The sequence below is a fragment of the Bacillus cereus group sp. MYBK101-2 genome (assembly GCF_051918845.1).
Lineage (GTDB): Bacteria > Bacillota > Bacilli > Bacillales > Bacillaceae_G > Bacillus_A > Bacillus_A paranthracis.
This window is the reverse complement of the sequence record NZ_JBQAIE010000003.1, coordinates 232,452-257,586: the sequence shown is the minus strand read 5'-3', so window position 1 is coordinate 257,586 and position 25,135 is coordinate 232,452. Positions and strand designations below refer to the sequence as shown.

Sequence of the window (25,135 nt, the reverse complement as noted above, 5' to 3'; positions counted from 1 at the left end):
ACTACAAATAGTTACGCCTTCCACATTATTTATCTAGGCTTTTTCTTCCCAGTAAATGCTGGTTTCTTTTTCTTTGGTGCTTTCGGTTTTGTTTCTACAAATGATCCTTTGAACATTTCTTGCTTCGTAAATACGATACCTAGTTTTTTCGCAAATTGTAGTAATTTACGCTCTTCTTGTGGTGTTACAAGAGATACAACAGTTCCTTCTTTCCCCATACGTCCAGTACGTCCAGAGCGGTGAATATATTGGTCTACTGTGTCTGGTAATTCTAAGTGAATTACATGTGTTAAATCGTCAATATCGATACCGCGTGCTGCAATATCAGTAGCAAGTAAAATTTCTAATTTCCCGCCGCGGAATGCACGCATTGTTGCTTCACGCTCTTGTTTACTTGCTTCTGCATGAAGAGCTGCTGCTTTCATTTTACGGAATTTCAATTTCTCAGTAATTTCATCTAAACGGAATGGGTCGTTTAAGAAAGCAACTGCTTTTACATCGCCCATATGCATAATTCTTCTTACATAATCATTTTTCTCACGTCGCTCACAAATGATATACGTATGCTCAACTAAGCTTTTTGACTCTGCACGTGTTACACGTACTAATTGTGGCTCAACTGCTAAATCACGCGCCGCATCTTCTGCTGCTTTTGTCATTGTCGCTGAGAAGAATACTAATTGACGATCACGCATCGTAGATTTAATTACATCTTGCACAGCGCCCATCATCTTTTGTTTTACAATTTGATCAAACTCATCAAATACAATTGTTTTCACTTCATGCATTTTTAGCTTTTTCATACGAATTAATTCTAAAATACGTCCTGGTGAACCGACAATCACTCTTGGGTGTTTCTTTAATTTTTCTACTTGGCGCTTAATATCTGCACCACCAATTAAAGATGCACCTGAAATTTCAGTTCCTGCTGTAAACTTTTGAACCTCTTCATGAATTTGCATGACAAGTTCACGTGTTGGTGCTAAAACAACAACTTGTGGCTGTTTTACTTCAGGATTAATTTTATGTAAAAGGGGTAATAAGTACGCTAATGTTTTTCCTGTTCCAGTTGGAGATTCAGCTATAACGTCTTGTCCTTCTAAAATAGTTGGAATCGCTTGTTTTTGAATTTCAGTTAACTCTTTAAAACCAGCCTTCTCCCAAGCTTGTTGTAAAAATGGTTGCATATCTTTTATCATTTGTTTTTCTCCTTTATCTCTATTTTTGAAGAAAATGTTGTATTGTTCGCACCGTTTCTATCATGTGTGAAATAACAGCTATTAAATCATCAACATGGTCTTCTGTAATCGCTTTTTGAAATAGAACCTCTACCTTATTATGATATGAAATCGCTTGCTTATTATATTCGTATGAAAGTTTTTGCGTAATCATTCTTTCTTTTCCCCATATAGAATGCATGAAAGTTTCAATTTCTTCGCACATTACTTCTGGTTTTTCTATCGGGAATGAAAATGCTAATTTCATTTCACAACCTGGTGTAAATTGTGGTACTTCTAATATTTCACCTGACAAGTTCTTTGCATCTACAGATAGTGAAAATGTTGCTTCTACTAACGGTTCGAATGGTTCTGTTAATTGAAATGAAATATGATATATACGACTTAATGAAGCAAGGTCCATCATATCTTTTCGATCTGTTACAAGAATATCTCCATGTAAATCAAAATCATATACAGCGCCTTCTACGATTACTTTTAAATTATCAAAAGCAGTTGGATCAAACATAATTTCCTCCAAAAAACAGGCGCCTTTCGATGGAAAGGCGCCACTTGATGTATATATAGTTTACAGATAAACGAGATGAATTACAACCTTTTAGAATAAACCTACTGCTTTTCCATCTTCATTTACATCCATTTGTAGTGCTGCTGGTTGTTTCGGAAGGCCTGGCATTGTTAACATTGTTCCTGTTAACGCAACGATAAAGCCTGCACCAATAGATGGTTTTAGCTCACGAATTGTAACGATAAAGTCAGATGGACGACCTAATTTCGTTGCATCGTCAGAAAGAGAGTATTGTGTTTTCGCCATACAAATTGGTAGGTTACTCCAACCTTCGCCTTCATATTGAGCTAATTGCTTACGTGCTTTCGGAGCAAATTCAATGTCTTTTGCACCGTATACTTTTTGAGCAATTGTACGGATTTTTTCTTCTAATGGTAATTCTAATTCATAAAGTGGTGCGTAGTTGTTTTCACCTTTTTCGATTTCTTTTAGTACTTTTTCAGCAAGGTCAACTCCGCCTTGGCCGCCTTTCTCCCAAACTTCTGTTAAGGATACTGCATAGCCACGCTCATTACACCATTCTTGTAAGTATGCAACTTCTGCATCTGTATCTGTAATGAATTTATTAATTGCAATTACGAAAGGCACACCGAAGCTTTGAATTGTTTCAACGTGCTTCTGTAAGTTCTCCATACCTTTTGCTAACGCGTCTACATTTTCTTCTTTTAATTGATCTTTTGCTACGCCGCCATGCATTTTAAGCGCACGAATTGTCGCAACAATAACAACTGCTTCTGGTTTAATACCAGCTGCACGAGCTTTAATATCTAAAAACTTCTCAGCGCCTAAATCCGCACCGAATCCAGCTTCTGTAATAACATAATCACCTAATTTTGCTGCCATTGTAGTAGCGATAACACTGTTACAACCGTGAGCGATATTCGCAAATGGTCCGCCGTGAATGATAGCTGGTGTATTTTCTAACGTTTGTACTAAGTTTGGTTTTAATGCGTCTTTTAGTAGTAATGTTAACGCACCTTCTACCCCTAAATCTTTAACCGTTACAGGTTGATTTGCAAAGTTATAAGCAACTACGATGCGCGATAGACGTGCTTTTAAATCTTGAATATCTGTTGCAAGGCAGAATACGGCCATAATTTCAGATGCTACTGTAATATCAAAACCATCTTCACGTGGTACACCTTGAACCGGTCCACCAAGACCAATTACTACGTTACGTAAGGCACGATCATTTAAGTCAACACATCGTTTCCAAACGATTTTACGCGTATCAATTCCAAGTGTATTTCCTTGTTGGATATGATTATCAATAAACGCCGCTAACGCGTTATTAGCAGTTGTGATCGCATGGATATCTCCAGTAAAGTGAAGGTTAATGTCTTCCATTGGTACAACCTGTGAAAAACCACCACCTGCTGCTCCGCCTTTTAGCCCCATCGTTGGTCCAAGAGATGGTTCGCGAAGTGCAATTACTGTTTTCTTACCAATTTTATTAAAAGCTTGACCTAAACCAACTGTTACTGTTGATTTACCTTCTCCAGCTGGAGTTGGGTTAATCGCTGTTACTAAAACAACTTTACCGTCTTTCTCATTCTGTAAGCGCTTAAAAATATCAAGAGATAACTTACCTTTATAATGCCCGTATGGCTCTAATTCATCTTCTAAAATATTTAATTCAGCTGCAATTTCTTGAATCTTCTTCATACTTGCTTCTTGTGCGATTTCAATGTCGGATTTAACTGTTGTAGTAGTTGTCATATACCCTAGTCCCCCTTTAATTGGTTCTGATGATATTGTATCAGTTTTTTGTATTTTCTGCACTTATTTACCTCCTAAAAATTCTTTCATTTCTTTATACGTTTTTTAACATAAATACCCATAAGAATGTTAACGATTGTTGTAACTCTATAGGAAGTTGACCTAACATCTTCTCATTTACTCCGCGCTTATATACACCGATTCCATCTACAACTTCAAAACCTTGTTCTTTCGCTAACTGTTCAAATTCCCAGGGCATCATCGTATTACAAACAACGTCTTTACCGTATAAACGAGGATAACTGTTCTCGCGCGGCTTTGCTGTTGGTCCTAAAATTGCAATACATGCATATCCATCTCTTTGTAAAACACGCTTAATCTCATTTAATGCTCGTAATGGCTCCTCGGTCCATTCTAAAGAATTAATTGCCATAATTGCTTCAAATTGTTCATTTTCAAATGGTAAGGAAGAAAGATCTCCTTTTATAAAAGATAAATTCGGTCCTTCTCCGCGCTCCTTCCCTTTTTGAATCATCACTTCTGATAAATCCACTCCAACTGCTTTATAGCCTGCGCGACTTAATTTATATGTACCGTACCCATCACCGCAACCAACATCGAGCACCTCGGCTTCTTTCTTCACATATTGTTCAAAAAACGGAATAATTGTACTCCTACTCCCGCTGTCCCACATCTCTTGACTATTTTGATTCCAAAACTCTGCACTACTATCCCATTTCTTTTCTGCTGATTCATGCCAATTAAATTTCGTCATACATTCCCCTACCTTCACGCTTTATCACTCATTTCATTCTACATCATTTTCCAAAATTCCTGTTTTATCTTCATTAGGAAATGTACATGCTAATGAAGGAATCTTTATTCTCCAATTTTTGCTTAACTTGGGTTTAACTCATACTCATGTTCTTCTCTTTATGAAAGATACTATAGGTACACCCAATTGAAAGAGAGGGATGTACATGCGAAGAAAGAGAAATCATCATTTTAAAAGTGGTGAAAAAAACGAAGAGTATGCAGCTGAAATATCACCAGCTGGCCTTCCAATTAGACATAAGCGTAAAGAAATTGCAAATGAAATAGAAGGTACAAATATCGGTGCAATGATAGGCTATGTCGCTTTATTTCTTTCGCTTTTCTCCATTGCATTTTATCCAGTTACACTCGGTTCCCTTGCGATTTTAGTTGGCTTATTAGCTGTCAATTTCGGAGCAAGAACACTTGGATATACAGCAATTGGTTTTGGGAGTTTTTCTGTTTTATTTACTTTACTTTATCCGCTTGCTTTGTCAGCGTTTTAAAAAAACACACCAAGTTATACTTGGTGTGTTCATTCGTGATACAACATAATATGACCGCATCCACAGCAATGTTTCGCTGTAATTTCTTGAAACACTGGATAATTTTCTTCATCCCTATGCTCAATAAACACCTTTTCAAAACGGTACATGTTTGGCGCATATGCCCAATCTTGTTTTGTACGTGCGTATAATGTAGAAGAGAAAAACTCCTCACCGCCACAAACAATACATTCCTTCTTCATCAATATCCCTCCTATGCTTGTCTTACTTCATCTATATGAACATAAGCATAAGAAAAAGACCTTCTATTACTAGAAAGTCTTCTCTGAAACAAAAAGAAATGTACCAAACATTCCTACCCCGCTATATTCTTTCGTAACATCAGCTTCTGTTTTAAATGTTTGCTTTACAGTCATAAAGAATACACCATTTCGTGCATCTGTACTTTCAAATTTTAGTTTTTCCTTTTTACCATCTACATTTTGTGTGCATTCAAAACTACTCTCGTCACATTTCAATGCATACTTATCTTCTAGATACAATTTAAAATCTGATTCTTTCGGACAAGTTATAAGTAAAATTGCCACAAGAATAATACTTATAATACCCACAATTGTATAATATTTCTTCATTTGTACTCCTTTCAAAAGACAAGAAAACTTGACTCCATGCGCCAAGTTTTCTTAGTCCACAACCCATTGCCACTCTTGTTCTTTCTTATCAAAAATAAGCCAACCAGTCTCTGTTGCTTCTTCTTTCAATTCATCGATATTATCTAGTACCTCATCCGTACTTTCATACGAACCAACTACATATACCGGAATTTCAAGACCCCTTCTTGACTCAATTTTCCCTGCCAGATCAATATAAAGACCATCCTCCATTAATGGAAGAAGCCCCATAATCACTTCTTTTGAAATTGCTGGGAAAATTTTTGATTTTTGGAAGAAAGAAAAACGTTTCTTACCGAAAGCACCAAGTTTATAAGGAATGACTTTACTTAACATTCCTACAAAATCAGCAATTCTACGATAATACACTTTGTTGTACCATCCGTCATCATGTGAAAAATAAACAAATCTATTTTTCAATAACGGAAAGAACGTTCTTGCAAGTGGTTCTTTTTTGTGAGCCAAATATAAAAGCTCTGCAATTTCTTTTGGCTCTAGTTCATCTAAATCGCTTGCATCATCAAAATCTACCCAACAAAATTCATCAAATTCATCAATCTCTGCTTGAATTAACTTATGTATATTTTCTTCCTCAACATATTCAAATAAAGTATGATAATGAAAATCTGTCCATTCAAAGTTATGCTTTAAAAGCAACACTTGATGAAGCGGTGAAGGGATGTTACTTGCAAACTCTTTAAACGTAATTCCTGATGTAATAAAACAATGACCTCGACGATTACCATTAATATATATCATATTCTTTACTTGGTCAGATCCTCCAGACAAAGCACCTAGCCACCTTCGTTTTATATGTTTCAATTCTATAGCATATTTTAACATGAAAAATTTTAGAAACATAGAAAAAACTTCAAAAACTATTTACAATTTCATGTGTTTTATTACATAGTGATTACAAGAAAAAACACCTGCTCGTGAGCAGGCGTTTTTAAAGGATTTCATCTGGGTTTTGAGGATGATGATTTCCCTCTTTCTTTTCATCTTTTTGGAACATCGATTGAATTTTATCAATTGTTTGTGGAGCTAATTCAATCATTTTTTCCGCTAAATGTGTCGCATTTTGTAGATGCAGAATATTTACTCCATCTTTATTCACCACAAGAAATGCTACTGGTGTAATAGAAACACCACCCGCGCTACCGCCACCAAATGCAGGGTTACCGTTCGCTCTTTGTCCATCATTCGTTTGGAAATCAGAACCTCCTGCTCCAAAACCGAACGCTACTTTAGAAACCGTTAACACTACACCACCGTCAGCCGTCTGAACAGGCTCTCCAACAATCGTATTTACATCGACCATTTCTTTTAAATTTTCCATTGCTGCTTTCATTAACCCTTGAATTGGATGATCCACCGTTCATAACCTCCTTTGTCATATCTTTCCTAGTTTTTCCGAAAGTTTGTGAACTAAACATAAAATTTTATATTGCTTTCAAAAAACTCAAGTTGTAAAATTCAGAAAAATAAAAAACATTCCATTTTATGATGATACGAAAATTAAGAAAGATCATGAACAAGTATCCGCTTACCCAAAAGAAGAAGCAGCCCATAACTGATTTATTATTGGAGATATAGAGTCTTTCGGTTATGAAACAGACTTTCAAGATCTGTGGGGAGTATTTCAAGAGAATGGAACATTAAAATCAATTTTACTCGGCTTCCATGATTCATTTATACCATGTAGTAAAGAAGAATTTGTTACCTCTCATTATGAAGCACTTCTTTCCGCATATAAGCTGATAAAACTCTCTGGAAAGTCAACTATTGTTGAACGATTTAAAACTGTTTCAAATATACAGCTCGGTACTAAAAATGAAATATATTTTATAAATGTCTAGATGCCGACAACTTACCTAGTACGCCTGGCCAAGAAACAATTAAACTTGCCACACTAGATGTTGTAGAGCGAATTATACAATTGCGAAGTAACATCATTGAATTTCCTACAAGATCAAACTGCTGAGGAATACACACTATTAGGGGAGCGCCAGTATATTGGAAAAATCCACGTTAAGAGCATGCAAGATTTCATACAGGTTTTTGGCTAATTCAGTAACATACGAGAACCCTAAAACCTACGCTAGGATAGGGATACATATAAAGTTGCATAAAATTATATAAAAAGAAAAAGGCAGATTCCTTTTGAGGGTAGGTAGGATTTCTCCATGTGCTTGCTACCAATCAGGAGACGTTATGTTAATTGAGGATGAACACAATATATAATAAAAATCCCTCGTTTTTTCTTCTTATCACATGATAAGATGATTATAAGTGATAAATTTCAAAATCATTAGAAAATACAAAAGGATTGATTACATGAAAAAAGGATTAGGATTACTTGTAACTATAATGATTGAAGCTGGAATTGTATATAAATCATCTAAGATCTTAAAATGGAGTTTTGTTGATTTAACTTTCTTCGCTGGAATATGTTTTGTCATTATTACATATTACTTTAGCAGTAAAGGCGGATTTTCTAGCAACAGTGTTCGCCTTCAAGCTCAAGCTAGATTGGGTATTAAAGTAGAGGAAGAAAAATTTGAATTAAGTGTAAATCCTATTTTAATAGGATCTATTGTATATACAGTATTATCTTTAATACTTGTAGTAATAAGTTATTGGGGTTACTTTATCAAATAATTTCACTTCCAATAACGAGAATTATGTAAATGAGCTGTCCAAACGGATGGCTTATTTTATAACAATCCAACTGCTGGACGAATTTATAAACGATTCGGGTTTAAAGGTATTTGGATGTAAACGATGTATCGATAATTAAAAGCCGATTTAAAATCGGCTTTTATACATATTGTGCTATTCCAGCTTCAAAAGCTTTCTTATCATTATTTAGTACGCCAAATAATGCTTCTTGAAGTGCAAATGTACTCTTATAAAAATACATTCGCTCCTTTACTGCTTCTAAATTAGGATAATAGGCTTCAAATAGTTGTAAAAACTCTTCTCCATAACTAGCTAATATGCCAGCAAAATCATAAGCTGGATCTCCAATGCTCGCCCCACCAAAATCTATGACCCCTGAAATATTCTTTTTTGTTGCACTATATAAAATGTTTGTCATGCCAAAGTCCCCATGAACAAGACTAGGAGTAAAGTTAAAATGACTACTTTCATTTAAATATAACTCAAACGATGTTGAGACCTCTTTTCTCGCTACATTTCTCATGAATGGATAAACATGTTCTTTTAATTGGCTATATAAACTATTTATTTCTGAATACATATCAGTACTATCACATTGCATAATACCTTCGAATGTAGATAACGGAATTTCATGCAACTCTTTTAAAAATCTCGCCAATGTGTACGCAAGTTTCTGTAATTGCTTTTCATCATTTATTTCTGTAAAAACATTTTCCCAAAACGGGTCTCCTTCAATCATCTCATAACCTGCAAATACTTTCCCTGGTACTTCATTTTGAAACCCTTGATAACTTGGATTGGGAATTTGAAGCGTAATGAAGGGTCTTATTTTCTCTAGTAACTGTGTTTCTGTTCGAAGTTTCTGAATACCTTTTTCATATTTCGGAAACCGGAATACTATATTATCATTTACAATTAACACATCATTATTTTGACCTATTTCATTTATATAAACAGAATTTATTTGCAATTCAGGATACAACCTTTGTAAATACGCAACATACTCATTTTCTTTTCTCATTCTTTCTCTTCTCCCGTTCAAACTATTATTCTCACTTCAAAGTCATAATGACCTGCCTTTCAACAAAACCAAACTCTTCGTACAGCTCTTTCGCAAAATTTCCAGCAAATACATTCAAACGAATTTCTGAATAATTCTTTTGTAATTCCTTAATACCAGCCTCCATTAACTTTCTTGACAATCCTTTCCCGCGGTACTCTGGAAAAACATATAATTCGTATATAAACCCTAGTTTTTCATGAGAAAAATAGTCCGTATTTTCCCCTATTAATATCCAACCCATTACAACGTTTTCTTCTTTAACGACTAAATAATACGCTCCCTTTTCTACAATCGGCCTTGTAATTTCAATCGCTTTCTCTGTATTTAAACAACAATTTCCCCTCGTACCTTCAAAAAGCGATTGAGCTGCATATTGTATTATTTCGTCCGTTTCTTCCCGATTTGCCTTTTCTATCATTTTTCACAACTCTCCTCTTTAATAGGCATTAATATCGCTCGTTCAAGATCCTCCGCTTCCATAACAATTGCCATTAATCCATGTTCTGTACTTGTCTCATGAAGCTCCCCCTTCTCCCAAAACACAGCTTGTCCCGCTTCCACCTTTACTTTTTCTTTATCTTCTCCGCATACATATCCTTCTCCGTCCACAATAAGAAGCAGTTGCGATACAACTGCTTCATGATATCCAATTATTCCATTCTCTCGTAAATGCATAGCACCAATATGTACATTTCCTTTTTGGTTTAATATTTTCGACATTATGAAATTAGATTGAAAGGCTGCTATGTGTTTTCCTACTTTTTCACTAAAATCAAATATCTTCATTTCTAGTCCTCCTTATATGTATAAAACCATCCTTACTGTCTGCATCATATGTCCTTCAAAATCTTCTTCAAATTCTTCTAATTGTGCAAAACCTTTCGCATCATAAAAACGTTTTCCTTTTTCATTCGCTGCTTCTACATGAATGTATAGTTTCCGAATTCCTTTTAATACTGTTAACCCTTTTTGTAATAAAGCACTTCCTATCCCTTTCCCTTGTTGCTCTGGTAACAAATAAATTGCTCCTAATTCTGCTTCGTTTTGCAGTCTAACAGGTGAAAAATTTGCAAAGCCAATGACTTCTCCCTCTTCTTCTGCAACGAATAAATGTGTATTCTCAAGACGATATTTCATTTTTTCATCAGAATAAGCCTCGTCTAAAAAACTGTCTTGAATCTCTCTCGGAATAATGCCTTCGTATGTATCATGCCAAGCTATTTTCGCTACTGATTGTACAGCATGAATATCTTCCTGCTTCATTTCTCTAATTACATATGTCATCTCGATGTCTCCATTCTCTTTAAATTATATTCTGCTAATATACGAGAAGAAATGGCAGAACCATTTTCATAATTCACCTTTATTAATTTTAATTTCTCAATTGAAGCTGTTGCAAAATCAAATTTTTCATAAATATATTCCATTACGCTTAAAAACTGATTTGTATGTAATCTATTTGCAATCGTACAATGCGGAACCCACTTTCCCGGTACGTAATATGAATTTTGGTTGTCATGAAAATTGTTAAAATAATCATGATAAGAATGATGAAATTTTAACAATGCATCAGTAACAGTCGGTGCTAAAAAGACTGTTCCGTTAGTAGGAAAAACTCCAACAGAAGGAAAAGTTACTGGGTCCGTATTTTCTTGCATAACTACAAACTCCCCTAATTTCTCCTTATACAAATGAACATTTAACTCATTATAATCAGCTAACGTAATATGAGGTTCTGCTCCGGCTAATTGATTTGTGCCAATGATATTTGTTAATTCATTTTGCAATTCTGTAATTTTATTAGTAAATACACGATCAAATGTAGCAATAATAGCGTACATATCCCTTCACCCCTTTACACATAGCGCTTCCCATTCTTCACGAATCATTCCCATTCGAATAGAGTCATAGTACGTTCCGTTATAATAACGGCATTTTCGCATTCTACCTTCTAAGCTCATTCCTATTTTCTCCGCCACTTTCATCATTCGTTCATTGCCAGACCAAGTCGTGAGCCCTACTCTACCAATCTCCATCTTTTCAAATAGTAAATCCCGATATAACGTTAACGCTTCTGTACCGTAGCCGCCATTCCAGTAAGCCGGATTATAAATGACAATTCCCATCTCCAACCAACGCGTCGGTTTATACTCCCAATAAAATCCGACCGTCCCTATAACTTGACCGTTATTTTCTATAATTAAATTGGATAGCGGTTCTTCTTTTAAACGAGTTTGCATCTTTTCCTTATAGGATGAGTATTCTTGCATTGAAAACGGAAAATACGGTGCATCCCATTTTTTCCATTCTGGATTTTCTTCTTTAAACACGAGATTCCATAATGTTTTTATATCTGATTCTTCAATTGTACGAATTGTTACTCTATCCCCTTTTATGATTACGCTTTTCATAATTTCCTCCTACACTCCTCTTTATTTCATATATAATTATAATATTTTTTCTGAAAAATCAAAACAGATATCGTTTATTATATTGTATAATTTTGTTATAAGATACCAATTATTCATGTAGAAAGCTGGTGATTCAATGAATAATCGATTTAGTATTACTTTATTTCTCACTATTGTTACGACAAATATTATTCTCTATTTCTTCTTACCATCAAATATTGTTACGAAATGGGACTTCAATGGAACACCTACATCAACAATGGATAAAGCTACTTTTGTTATCGTAAATATAATTATATGTTCCTTCGTATTCTTTTTATTTTTAGCTTTATCTAAAGCAGCGAGTAACCAGAAATTTCTCCATTTGATCAGCAACGCAATTTTACTATTCTTATTTTTTGTTGATATTGTCATTGCCCTTATCGCTCTTGGCTTTTCACTTCCTCTTGATCATTTCATATTTTTAGCATTAGGGCTTTTATTTATATTACTAGGTTATTTCAGCTCCAAAATTGATACGAGTAAATCAACAGTTTCATTGGAATGGAATGATAAGCACCTTGAAAAAAGAGCTTCAAATATTTGTAGTATTTCAATGATAATAGCAGGTATTTTCCTGTCCGCGCTTCCATTTATTGTTCCTGCTCCGTATAGGGGTTATGCTATACTTGTAATTATTTTAGGAATGACGCTTGTCATTTTACCGAGTACGATTTACTTACTTATGAAAGACAGCAAGCAATCTACTCATTTAAAAAGGTAATAAAAAATAGGAGGTTCTATACCTCCTACTTCAGCTAAACATTTTCTTTTTCATTTTTCTATCTCAACTAAAATACCTTTCTTTATCCAGCCCTCTATTCCATCTCTTTTAACTAAATCATATCCTGAACAGCTTCCATCAATGAGCGAAACAATGTCCCCTTTGCTTACACTTATTTGTGCACAAGAAATATCGGTTTTCACTGTGTACTCACCTGACTCAAGTTGCCTAATGTATTCATTTTTCACAGAAAGTAATGTATTCGTTTCCTTTTGCTTACATATTGTGTATTCTTGCCCCTTCTCTATCAGCTTTATGTAATAATACGGATAGGTAACCCCGCCCTGCATTTCTGTGTTCGCATTAAAATCTGCAATCACTTCATATTCTGGAAAATAGTCTACATATGTATAAGAAAACATATCTCCTGTTGGTTCCCTCTGAATGATGAATGCGTTTAATTGCCCTGCCTCTTTAATCGCATTTCCCCCATCAATCGCAATCATCTTTTTCTCCTTATCAATAACTGGATTGTTAGACGGTGCTTTATCTGAATAGTTTACAACAGGCCAATGACCGACAACTACATATTTATGTGCTCTATGTGATTTATTGAAAAACTCCGGCATTGCTATCGCATTTTTTCGTTCTGTTTCTTTCCAATCCTCTCTATCTTCAAGGCCAGCATGTACAAAGATATAATCTTCCGTTTCAATCGCTGTTGGTAATTCTGTTAGCCACTTTATTTCTTTTGAGAAATGACCCATCAATATGTTTTTCACTTCACAAATATCACTTTCTTCATGAACGGTAACATTCAATTGTGCTAGCCATTCATTTAAAATTGTATTCTTTCTCGTACATAAATAATTTATTAGCGCAGGATTTTCGTTTACAAGTGCTTCAACTACAACCTCACAATTCCCTTCTATTACATACACATTTGGCTTACTAACTACTAGATCCATCACATAGTTTACGACACCAATACTATTTCTTCCTTTCTCACAAAGATCGCCATTAATAATTAAATAATCTTCATCTTGAAAATTAACTTTATGTAGTAGTTCCTTAAAAAGATCTAATTCTCCATGAATATCAGAAATAATAATGACTCTTACATCATTTGGTATAGATAATTCCTTTATTTTTTCCAAGTATAAACGCCCCTAACCTTCTCCAAATTCAACATTCCCATGTTAATTTCTAATATTCGACAAATTATATGACTAGACCTGTCCCTAACCCAAATCTGAAAAAGAAAATAGGTTCCATATATTTTTACACACGGAACCTACTTAGTATTATAACGCTTTATAAAAAGAATAGCTTACCTTATTAAAGCCCTCTCTCTCATAAAAACGATGTGCATCCATTCTTGGAAACGCAGATGTAAGAACGATAGAACTGCACCCTTTTTCTTTCCCCCATTTTTCTACATACGACAGCAGAACATTACCATACCCTTTTGATCTGTGAGCTTCCGCAGTTACAAGGTCATATACATAAACATGTTTCTCATTATAAAAATTCGTACAAATTGCTACACCAGCTAGACTAACCACTGCTCCCTCTTCATTACGTAGCGAAAATAGTTTATAGTTTTCTTCTTTCATTTTTTGAAATAAACAACTTGCTTCTTCTCTTGTAAGTTTTGTTCGTAATTGCTGTAATACAGGAAATACATCGTGTAAATCCGCTTCTGTTACTACTTCTTTAATATTCATTATGATTCTCTCCTTACTATTTATAAAATTTTCTAAATGTTATATCATCATTATAGAAAGCGACTGCCCTTAGTTTAAGTGACAGTTCTATTCTTTTTTATAAGGCCAGTATAAAAAGGAGCGTCTACAAATGGATCTGACTATCCCATTAATGTTACAAAATAAAACACCTATTTACTTACAAATTTACGAATATATGAAACGAGAAATCTCTCAAGGATCACTACGTGCTGGTACACGCCTTCCTTCTCATAGAAATTTAGCTATGCAACTTAATGTGAGCCGTATTACAGTTGAATCCGCTTATCAACAATTACAAGCTGAAGGGTATGTAGAAAGCAAACCGAAACGCGGGATTTTTGTTGCGGAAGTTGATATTGATGTCATTCAAAAGAAACAGCAAATTGCGTCAAACATTGTTAACATTAAAGAAAGCGAACAATATGATTATGATTGTAGTCAAGGACTTATTGATCAAAAAGCTTTTCCCATAACAAACTGGAAAAGAGCGTTACACGAAACTTTATTTCAGTATGAAAATGAATTATTTGCTAAAGAGGATCCACAAGGTGAGCTCGTTCTACGAGAACATATTTCAAAATATTTATACCATGCTCGCGGGGTACATTCTTCACCTAATCAAATTATTATTGGAGCAGGTACGCAGCCTCTTCTTTGGCTACTCCTTCAACTACTTGGTTCAAAAAAAGAATACGGAATCGAAAATCCTGGATTTCACCGTATACCTGCTATGATTCAAAGTTGTGGCCTTCCTGTTCACCCGATCCCTTTAGACGATAAAGGGATTCATATTTCCGCTTTACGTGAATCCGGTTCCAATGTGGCATATGTCACTCCATCTCACCAGTTTCCACTCGGAATCATTATGCCATTATCTAGAAGACTCGATTTATTAAAATGGGCGAATGATTGTAAGGGGTATATTATTGAAGATGATTATGATGGAGAATTTCGCTATATTGGAAAACCTATTCCTTCTTTACAGGGGCTAGATTCAAATGAACGTGTTATTTATATGGGAACTTTTTCGAAATCTTTTTTGCCTTCTTTACGAATGGGATATATCGTTTTACCACCTCATCTGCTAAAAACCTATAAAGAACTCGGTGGTATGTATAAACAAACGGTTTCTACCATGCAACAGCTTACCTTTGCTACCTTTATTCAAAGCGGTGATTGGGAACGTCATATTAACCGAAGTCGTATGTTATATAAAAGAAAACATATTTCTTTAATTAAATCTATTACAAACGAAATGGGAAATAAAGTGCATATACTCGGTGAACAATCCGGACTTCATATTGTACTTCACGTTCATAACGGGATGAATGAACAAGAACTTATTCATGCAGCTGCAAAAGAACGTATTAAGTTATACCCTCTCTCCACATACGATTCTGTTCATAATGTGAGGGAGGAGTCATATGTATTGCTCGGTTTTGGCAGTATTCCAGAAGATTGTATCAAAACTGTTGTCAAATTACTGAAAAAAGCGTGGTTCCCTACATAAGAATAGCTCCACGTAAGTTATACTTACGTGGAGCTATTTTCATTCACTATTTTTCTGACCTCGCTGCCCTTCCCGGACGTTTGACACCAGTTGTTTCTGTTGAATAAGACGCTTCAATTATAGCAGTTGGATCTACAGAGAGAACGAGATCTTTCATTTTCGGATAAATGAAACGGTTTGTAATACAATAAATGATTCTCTTATGTTCTCCTAAAAAACCACCTTCTCCATGTAGATACGTAACGGATAATTGCAATTCTTTCATAAGTAGATCGCCTATTTCTTTATTTTTACCAGAAATAATCATAACGCTCTTTCCTTGATTAATGCCATCTAATATGAAATCAATCATCTTCGTAACAATATAGAAAATTGCTAATGAGAACATCGCTTGTTCAATTGAAAACAAAATGGCAACAAAGATGAAAATAACCGCATTTACAGCAAGTAAAAATGTACTAATCGGCACTTTAAAATGTTTATTCATCCAAACAGCTAACATTTCTGATCCATCAATTGCTCCGCCCATTTTTACTACAATCCCTACACCAACACCAAATAGAACTCCTCCATAAAGAACAATTAACAATTCAGAAGTTGTAATTGCTGGAAATGGTTTCAAATAAATCAATCCGAGTGTTGTCACAACATTTGCATAGGACGTACGGATAAAGAACTTCTTTCCCATTACTTTTGCAGTAAATAATAAAATCGGGATATTAATCCCCAAGAACACTCCATAAAGCGGCAATCCTGCAACTTTATTCGCCATAATAGCAATGGCTGTTACCCCGCCATCTACTAATCCATTAGGCGCTAAAATAAGCTCTAATGAACCTGCTACAATAATTGAGCCAATTGTTAATAATACGTATTCAAATACTTTCTTCATTCATTACCCCCAAAACTTATATATTTTCTTAGTATTATTTTAACGTAATTTCTCTACTAATACAAAGATATCAGTTTATATACACAAAAGTTTCACCTTTATAGTGATTTTCATGTAATTTTTTATTGAAGCACACTTACCCATTGTAGTAAGTGTGCCTCAAGCATTTATTTAAGTTTCAAGTACGAATTCATTTTCATTTTAAATATTTCATCAACTGCCCTTTTATATCCACCAGCATTTCGAAGTGACTCTCCAACTTTACGACTATTTTCCTTAAACGTTACATCATTCATCACTTTCTTTACAGACTCTCGTAACAATTCAGAAGTGAGTTCTTTACGATTTAGCCTTATTCCAGCCCCTACTTCATTTACTCGTTTCGCAACTAAAGGCTGATCTCCTGTTACCGGAATTACAACTAACGGGACACCGTAATATAGTGCTTCACTCGAACTATTCATACCGCCGTGTGTCACGAATACATCAGCATACTGTAATAGTTCTAATTGTGGCACATAATTATACACCTTAAAGTTATCAGGAATGTTTTCAAATTGACTTATATTTATCTTCTTACCAACAACTAATACGACTGTCGCTTCTACATCTTTAAAAGCTTCAAAACATTTTTCATATAGCTCAGGTTGTTCATTAAAAACTGTTCCCATAGAAATGAAAATCAATTTTTTATCTTTTAAATCTTCCATAGGAAATCGCCCTACTTCTTTACGCGTAGCAATTGATGGACCAACAAACTTATACGATTCATCAAATACATCTGAACGCGGCTGATATTCTTTTGAAGTATACACAATCGTAATATCACCTGGATGGTTCATAATATCATACATACTATTACATTTCATTCCATACTGTTTGTTCCATTTTTCCATTCCCGCTAAACAAGATTGATACAATGGATTCATTTCATCTACTTCTCTTGATTCATGTTCATCGTTAAAAGTAATGTACTGATTAAAAGCAAACGTTGTACAAGAAGAGACACTAGGTAATTTTAAAACATTGGCTATAATACGTCCTACTGGAAAATGATTATCATATATCAAATAATCGTACTTTTCCCCTTTTGTTTCTTCTACAATTTGAGTAACAATACGTTCTGATGCTTCCATCATATGAGACAGCATCGTCAAAGGACTCCCACCTTCATTTACTCGCTCCATAATATTAATTTGAGAGAGGAAATTCTCAAACTCTCGGAATTGTGCACCTGTTGCTTCAATCTTCTTTCTATAATCTTCAATGCAATACGAAACAACTGTCTCCCCTCGCCGAATTAACTCACTTACAATAGCTAAAGTCGGATTTATATGACCTTCTCCAGGGAAATTTATTACGAGTACGTTTGCCATCATATCCTCTCCTATCTAATATTATTAATAATTAATTATATTAATTAATTTAAAACTATTATAAAGGAATCTATTCTATTTCTTCACATTTTTCTCTTCATTTTATTATTGAGAAATATTTTTCATAACCTACATTATAACTCTCATAAAAGAACACTTAACTCTTCATTTACTGAAAAATAAGAGATTTACATTTGGGTATTTTTATAGATTTATTAACAGAAATTATTTTGATAATTCGCACAAAAATAGAAAAATATAATTTACACACTGATTTCTCCCCATGAATGTATGTAAGTTCAATGTTATTCCTATCATTATCCACTTGGAACATATTCTGTTATATAATGAATTTATAGATTTTATAGAATTTACAGAAAAAGGAGCAACTTCATGCTACAACAACTATTCGCTTCACCTATTTTATCTATTCAAACTTTACACCCAGGTTATGAAAAACATGCAAGCGATGTGTTTCTTGTTAAAACAGCATTTGAAGAAGTTATTGTTCGTTCCTCAAAAATGACTGAAGAACCAAATAATGATTTTTGGTGGGGATGTAAAAACCTATTCGGAATTGATCCAAGGAACGTCCATCATTTAGAACTTATACACGAATTATTGAAAAAGCATACTAACTTGCCCATCCCCACTATTTTGCAAAAACATGTTTTAAATGGCCGAAAGTATGTTAGTGTCGAAAAACTAACAGGAAGTACGCTGCAATCCTTTCTCGGACAATCTGATTCAATTTTATTCAGCTTTGGAAAAGGACTAGCAGAAATTCATTCGTTTCAAGCAAATTTTATAGGAAATCCATCAGGTACTTTCCAAGTTCTACTAGAAGACTTTAAGTCTCACATATTAAAAGTCAGTAAAGAACTTGTAAATAGGTTTTATTCCGATAACACGAGCATCCGTAACGCATTTCCTACTTTTGAACAACAACTTTCTTCCTTACCGGTACCAAAGGAAGCAACGCTCGTTTTAATTGATATGGACCCTACTCAGTTTTTATCAGATGGTACAACTATTACAGGTTTAGTAGATACAGAAGCTTACGCAGTTGCTCCTCGAGAATTTGATTTTATCGGCTTAGAATATGTATTTACAGAAAAGGAAGCTCATGCTTTTAAACAAGGTTATGAAACCATCATGCCTATTCCTAATCTTGTAGAATGTAGACGTCCCTATCGATATTTGTACCGTTTATTATCTGTTCAGGGCAGTGTGGAATTAGAAAAGTGGCTAAGTCATCCATCCTATTTTTAAATGCGAAGGTGAGGGATTGTGAAATGAATATTGAACGAAAGAAATCTTTAACAGTAAACGAAATTCAGCAAATGAAAGATTTAGCTCATATTTGCGGGCAACACGATCAAATTGATTACTCGTCAGATTTACATGTAAACTTTTTAACTGCTCGTAATAAAGAAGAGATACATGACTTTTTACTCTATGACGATACTCAATTAGCCGGTGCATTAAGTATGTATGACTTTGAAAGACCTACCAAACTTGAGTTATTAGGCTTTGTTCATCCGAACTATAGGAAACAACATATAGGTACTACTCTTTTACAAACCGCAATGCAAGAAATACGATTAAGAGGGGCAGACGAAGCTCTTCTTATTATGAATGGAGAGTCTGCTTCTGGGAAAGAATTTGCAAAGCATATGAAGTTACCTTATTTATATAGTGAATATAGTATGGAGTTCCAAGCAACAGAAGTGCAAAAACCACCAAAGAATACTATACAGCTCACTCTTGCATCTTCAGAATCACTTCTTGATCTTATTGATCTTTCCAGTCAAGCCTTTGAAGATTCAGTAGAAAATACCTCTATATGGTTACAAAAAATGATGAATTCACCTTTTCATCAAGTGTATTGTGCTCTTATCGATGAAAAAGTGATAGGAACAATTACAATTTCTAAACAAGAGCAATCTACTATACTATCAGGATTCGCCGTTCATCCTTCCTATCAAGGTAAAGGATATGGTAAAGATATTCTTACGTCCATGGTACATATCCTTATTACAAAAGGAGTTCCAACAATTGAATTAGACGTCGAAACGAAAAATAACCACGCATTAAAATTATATAAGCAATGTGGTTTTGAAATGAAAATGAAGCATGACTATTATAATGTAATGAATTTTGAGGTGAATACATATGTCTAAAAAGCTAATTTATTCTGATTATGATATTTTCGCATCCATTTATAATAAACATTGGGGGCATTATGCTGAACAGGCTTATCTACTTTTTGAAAAACTCGTTTTAGAATATGCACCACCACATTCTCATATTTTAGATCTTTGCTGCGGGACTGGTCACTTTACTAAGAAATTAATTGATAATTCTTTTGTAGTAACTGGTATAGATGGTTCTGCTCAAATGATCGAATATGCACGTCAAAACGCGCCAGACGCAACCTTTATTGTCGATGATGCTCGTTATTTCAATATAAATGAGCAATTTCACTATGTTATCTCTACTGGTGATAGCTTAAACCATATTTTAAAATTAGATGAATTAAAAAGTGTTTTTCGTAATGTTTATTCTATATTACATAGTGAGGGTACATTCGTATTTGATATGAATATGGAAAAAGGTTTTCTAGAAAACTGGAGCGCGTCCTTTCACATTTCAGAAACGGAATATGTTTGTACAATCGATTCTACATATGATAATGACAATAAAAAAGCAGTCATGAACTTTATACTATTTCAACATGACATAGATAATAATTGGACAAGAAGTGACTTTTCTTTTGAAGAAGCTTGTTATTCCAATGAAGAAATAATTTCTTCGCTAGAATCCGTAGGTTTTAAGGACATTCAATCACACGGTACAAACAGAGCATTTTTCATTTGTCAAAAATAAAAAAAACTGAATCATAACGATTCAGTTTTTTCTTAGTATATTTACAATAGCAGCCGTTTCATTATTTTCTTTATACACTCGCGGGATTCTTCTGTCTAACATACATGTAACTTCATAGTTAATTGTACCTAACATATCCGCTATTTCTTCTACTGCGATGTTCTCTTCACCTTGTTTACCGTAGAATACTACTTCGTCTCCTACTTGCACTGGCATTGCTTTGGAAACGTCTAACATGAGCTGATCCATACAAACACGGCCAATAACAGGTACTCGAACTCCATTTATTAATGCATGCCCTTTATTAGATAACTGACGATTATAGCCATCAGCATAACCAATCGGTACAGTGGCAATCCATTCTTCACCAGTCGTTACATACGTATTCCCATAACTTACACCGCGATTTTTCTTCGCATGCTTAATATGGGCTACTTTTGATTTTAACGACAACGCAGGCTGCAGAGAAACAACTGAATGATCTACCTCTTTTGAAGGATACATTCCATAAATTCCGATACCGACACGAACCATATTTTGAAATGTATTGCTAAGTTCCATTGAACCTGCACTATTTGAACTATGAATATATGGAATATGAATTCCTAATTCTTTTGCTGTATTGACAGCTTTCTCAAATAAACTTGTTTGCATATTCGTATATGATTTATCGATTTCATCTGCCGTAGAGTAATGTGTAAACATTCCTACTACCTCTACATACTCCATACGTTTTAATTCTTCTAAAAATGGTTTAACCTCTTCTTCTTGTAAACCAATGCGACTCATTCCTGTATCAATTTTCACCTGAATTTGCGCTTTCTTTTGAAGACGGTTTGCAATTTCATTTATACCTTGTAAATCTTCACTTCTATAAACAGTCATCATAACGTCATACTGAATTGCATCTTCCGCAGCTGCTACTGACGTATAGCCTAAAATTAAAATCGGCACGTTAATTCCTGCTTCTCTTAACTCTATCGCTTCATCTACAAATGCAACTGCAAGCTGGTTTATTCCAGCTTCAATAGCAGCTTTCGCAACTTCAACTGCTCCGTGGCCATACCCATTTGCTTTTACAGCAGCCATCATTGCAATATTTTCATCATTCACACGTTTTTTAAATTCTTTTACATTATGTTTTACTGCATTTAAGTCAACTTCAACAATTGTATCTCTTCCATATTTCAAACTCATTGGTCTAACTCCTAACTCAATAATTGCATTCCATTCTACTTCACGTTTCATATGACCTTTTACAATATAATACTTTTCAATATGCTAGTCAAACTACTAGAATTTTCGGAATTTTGAGTACGATATAATACCCTCAAGAAACTATTATATACGGAGAAGAGGAGAATTACAATGTTTGTACAATCTGCATTGCATCAACTTAAAGTTGCTGTCGATACTTCTATTCAAATGCTTAACCAATATAAAGAAGACGAATTAAAAATACAACCAATTCACTCGAAGCGATCATTATTTGAAATGTGTGCACATCTTTCTCTTATTTGCCATGCTGATTTACTCATTTTAAATGGTATTACAGAAAAAGAGCTACATACTTTCTATAAAGAACAAACACCCGAAACAATTATGCAAATACAACAAACGATGATACAGGGCTACGATTTACTTTCTAAAACTTTTTTATCTTATTCCAATGAACAATTAGCAGAAATTAAGACTGCTTATTGGGGTATTTCTTATTCACGCTTTGAATGGTTGCTGGAAATTGTTACACACTTTTATCATCATCGTGGACAAGTTCATATTTTACTATGTGAGCATATAAAAGATCCTAACATACCTTTATTTCAATAAAGGTATGTTAGACGATATGAAACTTCTCTAAGGCAAATAAAATACCACCTTCACTCGCCTTCTTTGTAACAAAATCAGCTCTTGTTTTTAACTCTTCTCCAGCATTCCCCATCGCAATACCTAATTCTACATACTGCAACATCTCAATATCATTTCTACCGTCACCAAAAGCAACCGCTTCTGATTTACAAATATTTAAATGCTCCAATACTTTTTGAATTGCAGTTAGCTTCGATACTTTACTATTTTCCAATACATTTATAACGTAATTATGAAAACGATCAAATGTAAGCATCGGATATCTTTTAAGAAATTTTTGAGCTTCTATTTCATCTGCATACAGACATAAACAATAGATTTCTTCTGACAAATCCCTGCTTTTTTCTGGATACTTCTCTAAATTCAACGTCTCGCTAAGCGCTTGCATTACACGCTCATTATCCGAGGCTATTCCGTTCATTGAAAAATCCTCTGTAAAATAAGAAACACCGTGACCATGTAATTCTGCAAACTCTGAGATATCATGAACGATTTCACTTGAAAGTACTGATTTATGTAGAACCGTTTCCTCACACTTAATATGTGCACCATTTGCAGAAATAATTGTATGTATGCCCAGCTCTTTAAATTGCGAACATAAGCTATATGGTCTCCCTGTAGTAACAACTACGTGAATCCCTTTATCCATTAATCTTCGTATCGCTTCCTTTGTGCTGTCGTGCATACTTCTATCAATCTCACTTAAAAGTGTACCGTCAACATCGAAAAATACAACTTTGTACATAATTCTCTACATCCCGTGCAAATGATTCGTATCATTAATAAAATGTACCGTTTTTTGTTCACCGTCAATTTCAATTAAGCTTATTCCCGTATCTCCTATTTTAAAATAATAGTCCATTGAAATTGGCATTTTGAAAAACGCACGTAATAGACTATTTATTACACCACCGTGTGCAACAATTGCAATTCGGTTATATGTATTCTCTATTACGATTTTAGAAAAGATGCCTTCTATTCTCATTCTAAATTCAATAAATGATTCCCCGTTTTCAAATCGGTCATGAAGAAACTTTGGCTCTGGATATTTCTTAGCTTCTTCAAATGAAAGACCTGCTTGCACTCCATTATTAAACTCCATTAATTCCTGTTCTAATTGAATTGGGCACCCAATTCCTTCTGCTAACGTTTCACCAGTTTCGCGAGCACGTTTTAATGTACTTGCCCAAATGAAATCTGGCGGAAAATCTGCTTTCACTTTCTGTACAAGTCTTTGCACTTGTTTTCTTCCTTTTTTTGTTAATTCAAAATCAGCTCGTCCTTCATGTACGTTTAAAATATCAGCTTCTGATTCTCCGTGGCGTATTAGTAGTATTTGCATGTTTCTTCACTCCCTTTTTTAATATCCGAAAAATTCCATTATATCATACTCTGAATTTTCTATAATAAAAAAGAGAAATGGCATCCCATTTCTCTTTTTCACTCTTATTGTTCTTTTTCTGTATTATTTAAAGGCAGTTTCTTCGCTTGTTTTTCTTTAAAGATTTCTCCAATTGCCCCGAGAGTACCCAGTGTTTCAATTGCATTAGATGGAATAAAGACTTTATTTGCTGGCCCTTTCGCAACTTCAGCTAATGATTCAAATGATTTGTAAGCAAGTATACGCTCATCTAAATTTGCTTCACGAAGTAATTCAATTCGATTTTGTTCTGCTTTCGCAATTTCCTCAATCGCTCTTGCTTCCCCTTGCGCTTCTAATTCTTTTGCTTCTTTAATACCTTCTGCTTCTCGAATACGTGCTTCTTTATCCCCTTCAGCCATTAAGATTTTACTTTGCTTTTCCCCTTCAGCACGAAGGACTTTATCTTGTTTTGCAGCTTCAGCTTCTAATATGATCGCACGTTTATTACGTTCTGCTTTCATTTGTTTTTCCATTGACGCTTGCACATCTTTTGGCGGGTTAATATCGACAACTTCAACACGTTCAATGCGAACGCCCCATTTTTCTGTTGCTTCATCAAGCGCTAAGCGAATTTCAGTTGAAATTTTTTCACGACCAGATAACGTTTCATCCAGTTCCATTTTACCAATGATTTGACGCATCGTTGCTGAAGTAATGTTACGAACACCATATTCATAGTTCGAAATACCATATGTCGCAAGTTCAGGTTCAACGACTTGATAGAAAATAATCGTATCAATTTCCACTTGTACATTATCTTTCGTAATTACCTTCTGCGGTGGTACATTCGTTTGTTGAATACGCAAGTCGTGATATACGCGAACGCGATCCACAATCGGAATTAATAAATTTAATCCCGGCTGCATAACGCGCTGAAACTTACCAAATCTTTCAACGACTCCAACTTTTTGCTGTGGAATAATTTTAATTGTTAATGCGATAAATGTAACAACAATTAGTGCAAAAATAATCGTTAACGTTAATGCTACCATAT

General features: G+C 34.5%; 30 protein-coding genes and 1 pseudogene. 9 read left to right on the top strand and 22 right to left on the bottom strand.

Going from position 1 to position 25,135, the window contains the following annotated elements:
- Positions 1 to 29 precede the first annotated feature (29 nt).
- From ACTFSI_RS10530 to ACTFSI_RS10515, 4 genes are all read right to left on the bottom strand, one after another.
- Complete coding sequence (locus tag ACTFSI_RS10530; RefSeq protein WP_000588613.1) at positions 30 to 1,199, bottom strand: DEAD/DEAH box helicase; 1,170 nt, start codon at positions 1,197 to 1,199, stop codon at positions 30 to 32.
- A gap of 19 nt (positions 1,200 to 1,218) precedes the next feature.
- Positions 1,219 to 1,746 carry a hypothetical protein gene (locus tag ACTFSI_RS10525; protein WP_000460208.1) on the bottom strand — a complete coding sequence of 176 codons (528 nt, stop codon included), beginning with the start codon at positions 1,744 to 1,746 and terminating at the stop codon, positions 1,219 to 1,221.
- A 90-nt stretch (positions 1,747 to 1,836) separates the two neighbouring features.
- Entirely contained in the window at positions 1,837 to 3,525 is a 1,689-nt protein-coding gene (locus ACTFSI_RS10520; RefSeq protein WP_012644371.1) for a formate--tetrahydrofolate ligase, read from the bottom strand.
- A 94-nt stretch (positions 3,526 to 3,619) separates the two neighbouring features.
- On the bottom strand, positions 3,620 to 4,300 hold the full coding sequence (locus ACTFSI_RS10515; protein WP_048552229.1) for a class I SAM-dependent methyltransferase: 681 nt from the start codon (positions 4,298 to 4,300) through the stop codon (positions 3,620 to 3,622).
- Positions 4,301 to 4,505: 205 nt separating this feature from the next.
- Between ACTFSI_RS10515 and ACTFSI_RS10510 the strand changes: the two genes are divergently transcribed.
- Positions 4,506 to 4,844 carry a hypothetical protein gene (locus ACTFSI_RS10510; protein WP_044792607.1) on the top strand — a complete coding sequence of 113 codons (339 nt, stop codon included), beginning with the start codon at positions 4,506 to 4,508 and terminating at the stop codon, positions 4,842 to 4,844.
- 29 nt (positions 4,845 to 4,873) lie between these two features.
- On the opposite strand, the gene ACTFSI_RS10505 is transcribed toward ACTFSI_RS10510, so the two are convergent.
- The 4 genes from ACTFSI_RS10505 to ytfJ all read right to left on the bottom strand — a co-directional run bounded on the left by ACTFSI_RS10505 (position 4,874) and on the right by ytfJ (position 6,890).
- The gene (locus ACTFSI_RS10505; protein ID WP_000711202.1) at positions 4,874 to 5,086 is read right to left on the bottom strand and encodes a hypothetical protein; all 213 of its coding nucleotides are present in this window, start codon (positions 5,084 to 5,086) and stop codon (positions 4,874 to 4,876) included.
- A 69-nt stretch (positions 5,087 to 5,155) separates the two neighbouring features.
- Positions 5,156 to 5,476 carry a hypothetical protein gene (locus ACTFSI_RS10500; protein WP_000761170.1) on the bottom strand — a complete coding sequence of 107 codons (321 nt, stop codon included), beginning with the start codon at positions 5,474 to 5,476 and terminating at the stop codon, positions 5,156 to 5,158.
- 51 nt (positions 5,477 to 5,527) lie between these two features.
- Positions 5,528 to 6,304: an oxalate:formate antiporter gene (locus ACTFSI_RS10495; RefSeq protein ID WP_000014091.1), complete on the bottom strand. Its 777-nt coding sequence runs from the start codon at positions 6,302 to 6,304 to the stop codon at positions 5,528 to 5,530.
- A gap of 160 nt (positions 6,305 to 6,464) precedes the next feature.
- Complete coding sequence (gene ytfJ, locus ACTFSI_RS10490; protein ID WP_000349987.1) at positions 6,465 to 6,890, bottom strand: GerW family sporulation protein; 426 nt, start codon at positions 6,888 to 6,890, stop codon at positions 6,465 to 6,467.
- A gap of 142 nt (positions 6,891 to 7,032) precedes the next feature.
- Between ytfJ and ACTFSI_RS10485 the strand changes: the two are divergent.
- Positions 7,033 to 7,484 (top strand): annotated as a pseudogene (locus ACTFSI_RS10485) (GNAT family N-acetyltransferase); the annotation flags it as partial.
- A gap of 368 nt (positions 7,485 to 7,852) precedes the next feature.
- Positions 7,853 to 8,176: a hypothetical protein gene (locus ACTFSI_RS10480; RefSeq protein WP_000715533.1), complete on the top strand. Its 324-nt coding sequence runs from the start codon at positions 7,853 to 7,855 to the stop codon at positions 8,174 to 8,176.
- A 160-nt stretch (positions 8,177 to 8,336) separates the two neighbouring features.
- Here the strand turns inward: ACTFSI_RS10480 and ACTFSI_RS10475 are convergent, their stop codons facing one another.
- From ACTFSI_RS10475 to ACTFSI_RS10450, 6 genes are read right to left on the bottom strand one after another with little or no spacing between them, the layout of a single operon-like run.
- On the bottom strand, positions 8,337 to 9,218 hold the full coding sequence (locus tag ACTFSI_RS10475) for a phosphotransferase family protein (protein WP_001224482.1): 882 nt from the start codon (positions 9,216 to 9,218) through the stop codon (positions 8,337 to 8,339).
- A 31-nt stretch (positions 9,219 to 9,249) separates the two neighbouring features.
- Positions 9,250 to 9,678 (bottom strand): GNAT family N-acetyltransferase, encoded by a 429-nt coding sequence (locus tag ACTFSI_RS10470; RefSeq protein ID WP_138322111.1) that lies wholly within the window; start codon positions 9,676 to 9,678, stop codon positions 9,250 to 9,252.
- Positions 9,675 to 10,046, bottom strand: a complete 372-nt coding sequence (locus ACTFSI_RS10465) for a hypothetical protein (RefSeq protein WP_000688068.1) — start codon at positions 10,044 to 10,046, stop codon at positions 9,675 to 9,677. The genes ACTFSI_RS10470 and ACTFSI_RS10465 overlap by 4 nt, the downstream gene beginning before the upstream one ends.
- A 12-nt stretch (positions 10,047 to 10,058) precedes the next feature.
- Entirely contained in the window at positions 10,059 to 10,544 is a 486-nt protein-coding gene (locus ACTFSI_RS10460) for a GNAT family N-acetyltransferase (RefSeq protein WP_000222824.1), read from the bottom strand.
- Positions 10,541 to 11,101: a 2'-5' RNA ligase family protein gene (locus ACTFSI_RS10455; RefSeq protein ID WP_000270878.1), complete on the bottom strand. Its 561-nt coding sequence runs from the start codon at positions 11,099 to 11,101 to the stop codon at positions 10,541 to 10,543. The genes ACTFSI_RS10460 and ACTFSI_RS10455 overlap by 4 nt, the downstream gene beginning before the upstream one ends.
- Before the next feature lie 6 nt (positions 11,102 to 11,107).
- Complete coding sequence (locus ACTFSI_RS10450; RefSeq protein ID WP_044790783.1) at positions 11,108 to 11,671, bottom strand: GNAT family N-acetyltransferase; 564 nt, start codon at positions 11,669 to 11,671, stop codon at positions 11,108 to 11,110.
- A gap of 136 nt (positions 11,672 to 11,807) precedes the next feature.
- On the opposite strand from ACTFSI_RS10450, the gene ACTFSI_RS10445 reads away from it, so the two are divergent.
- Positions 11,808 to 12,434: a DUF1648 domain-containing protein gene (locus ACTFSI_RS10445; RefSeq protein ID WP_044790782.1), complete on the top strand. Its 627-nt coding sequence runs from the start codon at positions 11,808 to 11,810 to the stop codon at positions 12,432 to 12,434.
- Positions 12,435 to 12,484: 50 nt separating this feature from the next.
- Here the strand turns inward: ACTFSI_RS10445 and ACTFSI_RS10440 are convergent, their stop codons facing one another.
- Entirely contained in the window at positions 12,485 to 13,591 is a 1,107-nt protein-coding gene (locus ACTFSI_RS10440) for a metallophosphoesterase (protein WP_000411290.1), read from the bottom strand.
- 147 nt (positions 13,592 to 13,738) lie between these two features.
- Entirely contained in the window at positions 13,739 to 14,161 is a 423-nt protein-coding gene (locus ACTFSI_RS10435) for a GNAT family N-acetyltransferase (protein WP_044790781.1), read from the bottom strand.
- A gap of 130 nt (positions 14,162 to 14,291) precedes the next feature.
- On the opposite strand from ACTFSI_RS10435, the gene pdxR reads away from it, so the two are divergent.
- Complete coding sequence (pdxR, locus tag ACTFSI_RS10430; protein WP_044790780.1) at positions 14,292 to 15,692, top strand: MocR-like pyridoxine biosynthesis transcription factor PdxR; 1,401 nt, start codon at positions 14,292 to 14,294, stop codon at positions 15,690 to 15,692.
- A gap of 46 nt (positions 15,693 to 15,738) precedes the next feature.
- On the opposite strand, the gene ACTFSI_RS10425 is transcribed toward pdxR, so the two are convergent.
- Both ACTFSI_RS10425 and ACTFSI_RS10420 read right to left on the bottom strand, forming a co-directional pair.
- Positions 15,739 to 16,584: a YitT family protein gene (locus ACTFSI_RS10425; protein WP_000755131.1), complete on the bottom strand. Its 846-nt coding sequence runs from the start codon at positions 16,582 to 16,584 to the stop codon at positions 15,739 to 15,741.
- A gap of 167 nt (positions 16,585 to 16,751) precedes the next feature.
- Positions 16,752 to 17,960, bottom strand: a complete 1,209-nt coding sequence (locus tag ACTFSI_RS10420) for a macrolide family glycosyltransferase (RefSeq protein WP_000024484.1) — start codon at positions 17,958 to 17,960, stop codon at positions 16,752 to 16,754.
- Positions 17,961 to 18,353: 393 nt separating this feature from the next.
- Between ACTFSI_RS10420 and ACTFSI_RS10415 the strand changes: the two genes are divergently transcribed.
- Genes ACTFSI_RS10415 through ACTFSI_RS10405 form a run of 3 tightly spaced genes read left to right on the top strand, consistent with a single transcriptional unit; the run spans position 18,354 to position 20,849 of the window.
- Positions 18,354 to 19,232 (top strand): nitrate reductase, encoded by an 879-nt coding sequence (locus ACTFSI_RS10415; protein ID WP_138322112.1) that lies wholly within the window; start codon positions 18,354 to 18,356, stop codon positions 19,230 to 19,232.
- A 23-nt stretch (positions 19,233 to 19,255) separates the two neighbouring features.
- Entirely contained in the window at positions 19,256 to 20,143 is an 888-nt protein-coding gene (locus tag ACTFSI_RS10410) for a GNAT family N-acetyltransferase (protein ID WP_001019756.1), read from the top strand.
- Positions 20,136 to 20,849 (top strand): class I SAM-dependent DNA methyltransferase, encoded by a 714-nt coding sequence (locus ACTFSI_RS10405; RefSeq protein ID WP_138322113.1) that lies wholly within the window; start codon positions 20,136 to 20,138, stop codon positions 20,847 to 20,849. Before ACTFSI_RS10410 ends, ACTFSI_RS10405 begins: the two co-directional genes overlap by 8 nt.
- A 21-nt stretch (positions 20,850 to 20,870) precedes the next feature.
- Here the strand turns inward: ACTFSI_RS10405 and alr are convergent, their stop codons facing one another.
- Complete coding sequence (gene alr, locus ACTFSI_RS10400) at positions 20,871 to 22,046, bottom strand: alanine racemase (protein WP_041184210.1); 1,176 nt, start codon at positions 22,044 to 22,046, stop codon at positions 20,871 to 20,873.
- A 171-nt stretch (positions 22,047 to 22,217) separates the two neighbouring features.
- Here alr and ACTFSI_RS10395 point away from each other — a divergent pair, with 171 nt between their 5' ends.
- Positions 22,218 to 22,679, top strand: a complete 462-nt coding sequence (locus ACTFSI_RS10395) for a DinB family protein (RefSeq protein ID WP_000498022.1) — start codon at positions 22,218 to 22,220, stop codon at positions 22,677 to 22,679.
- A gap of 7 nt (positions 22,680 to 22,686) precedes the next feature.
- Here ACTFSI_RS10395 and ACTFSI_RS10390 read toward each other — a convergent pair whose 3' ends face one another.
- The 3 genes from ACTFSI_RS10390 to ACTFSI_RS10380 all read right to left on the bottom strand — a co-directional run bounded on the left by ACTFSI_RS10390 (position 22,687) and on the right by ACTFSI_RS10380 (position 25,133).
- Complete coding sequence (locus ACTFSI_RS10390) at positions 22,687 to 23,463, bottom strand: Cof-type HAD-IIB family hydrolase (RefSeq protein ID WP_000278943.1); 777 nt, start codon at positions 23,461 to 23,463, stop codon at positions 22,687 to 22,689.
- A gap of 6 nt (positions 23,464 to 23,469) precedes the next feature.
- Positions 23,470 to 24,060: a histidine phosphatase family protein gene (locus ACTFSI_RS10385; RefSeq protein ID WP_001166471.1), complete on the bottom strand. Its 591-nt coding sequence runs from the start codon at positions 24,058 to 24,060 to the stop codon at positions 23,470 to 23,472.
- Positions 24,061 to 24,164: 104 nt separating this feature from the next.
- Positions 24,165 to 25,133, bottom strand: a complete 969-nt coding sequence (locus ACTFSI_RS10380; RefSeq protein WP_000226261.1) for an SPFH domain-containing protein — start codon at positions 25,131 to 25,133, stop codon at positions 24,165 to 24,167.
- Positions 25,134 to 25,135 lie beyond the last annotated feature (2 nt).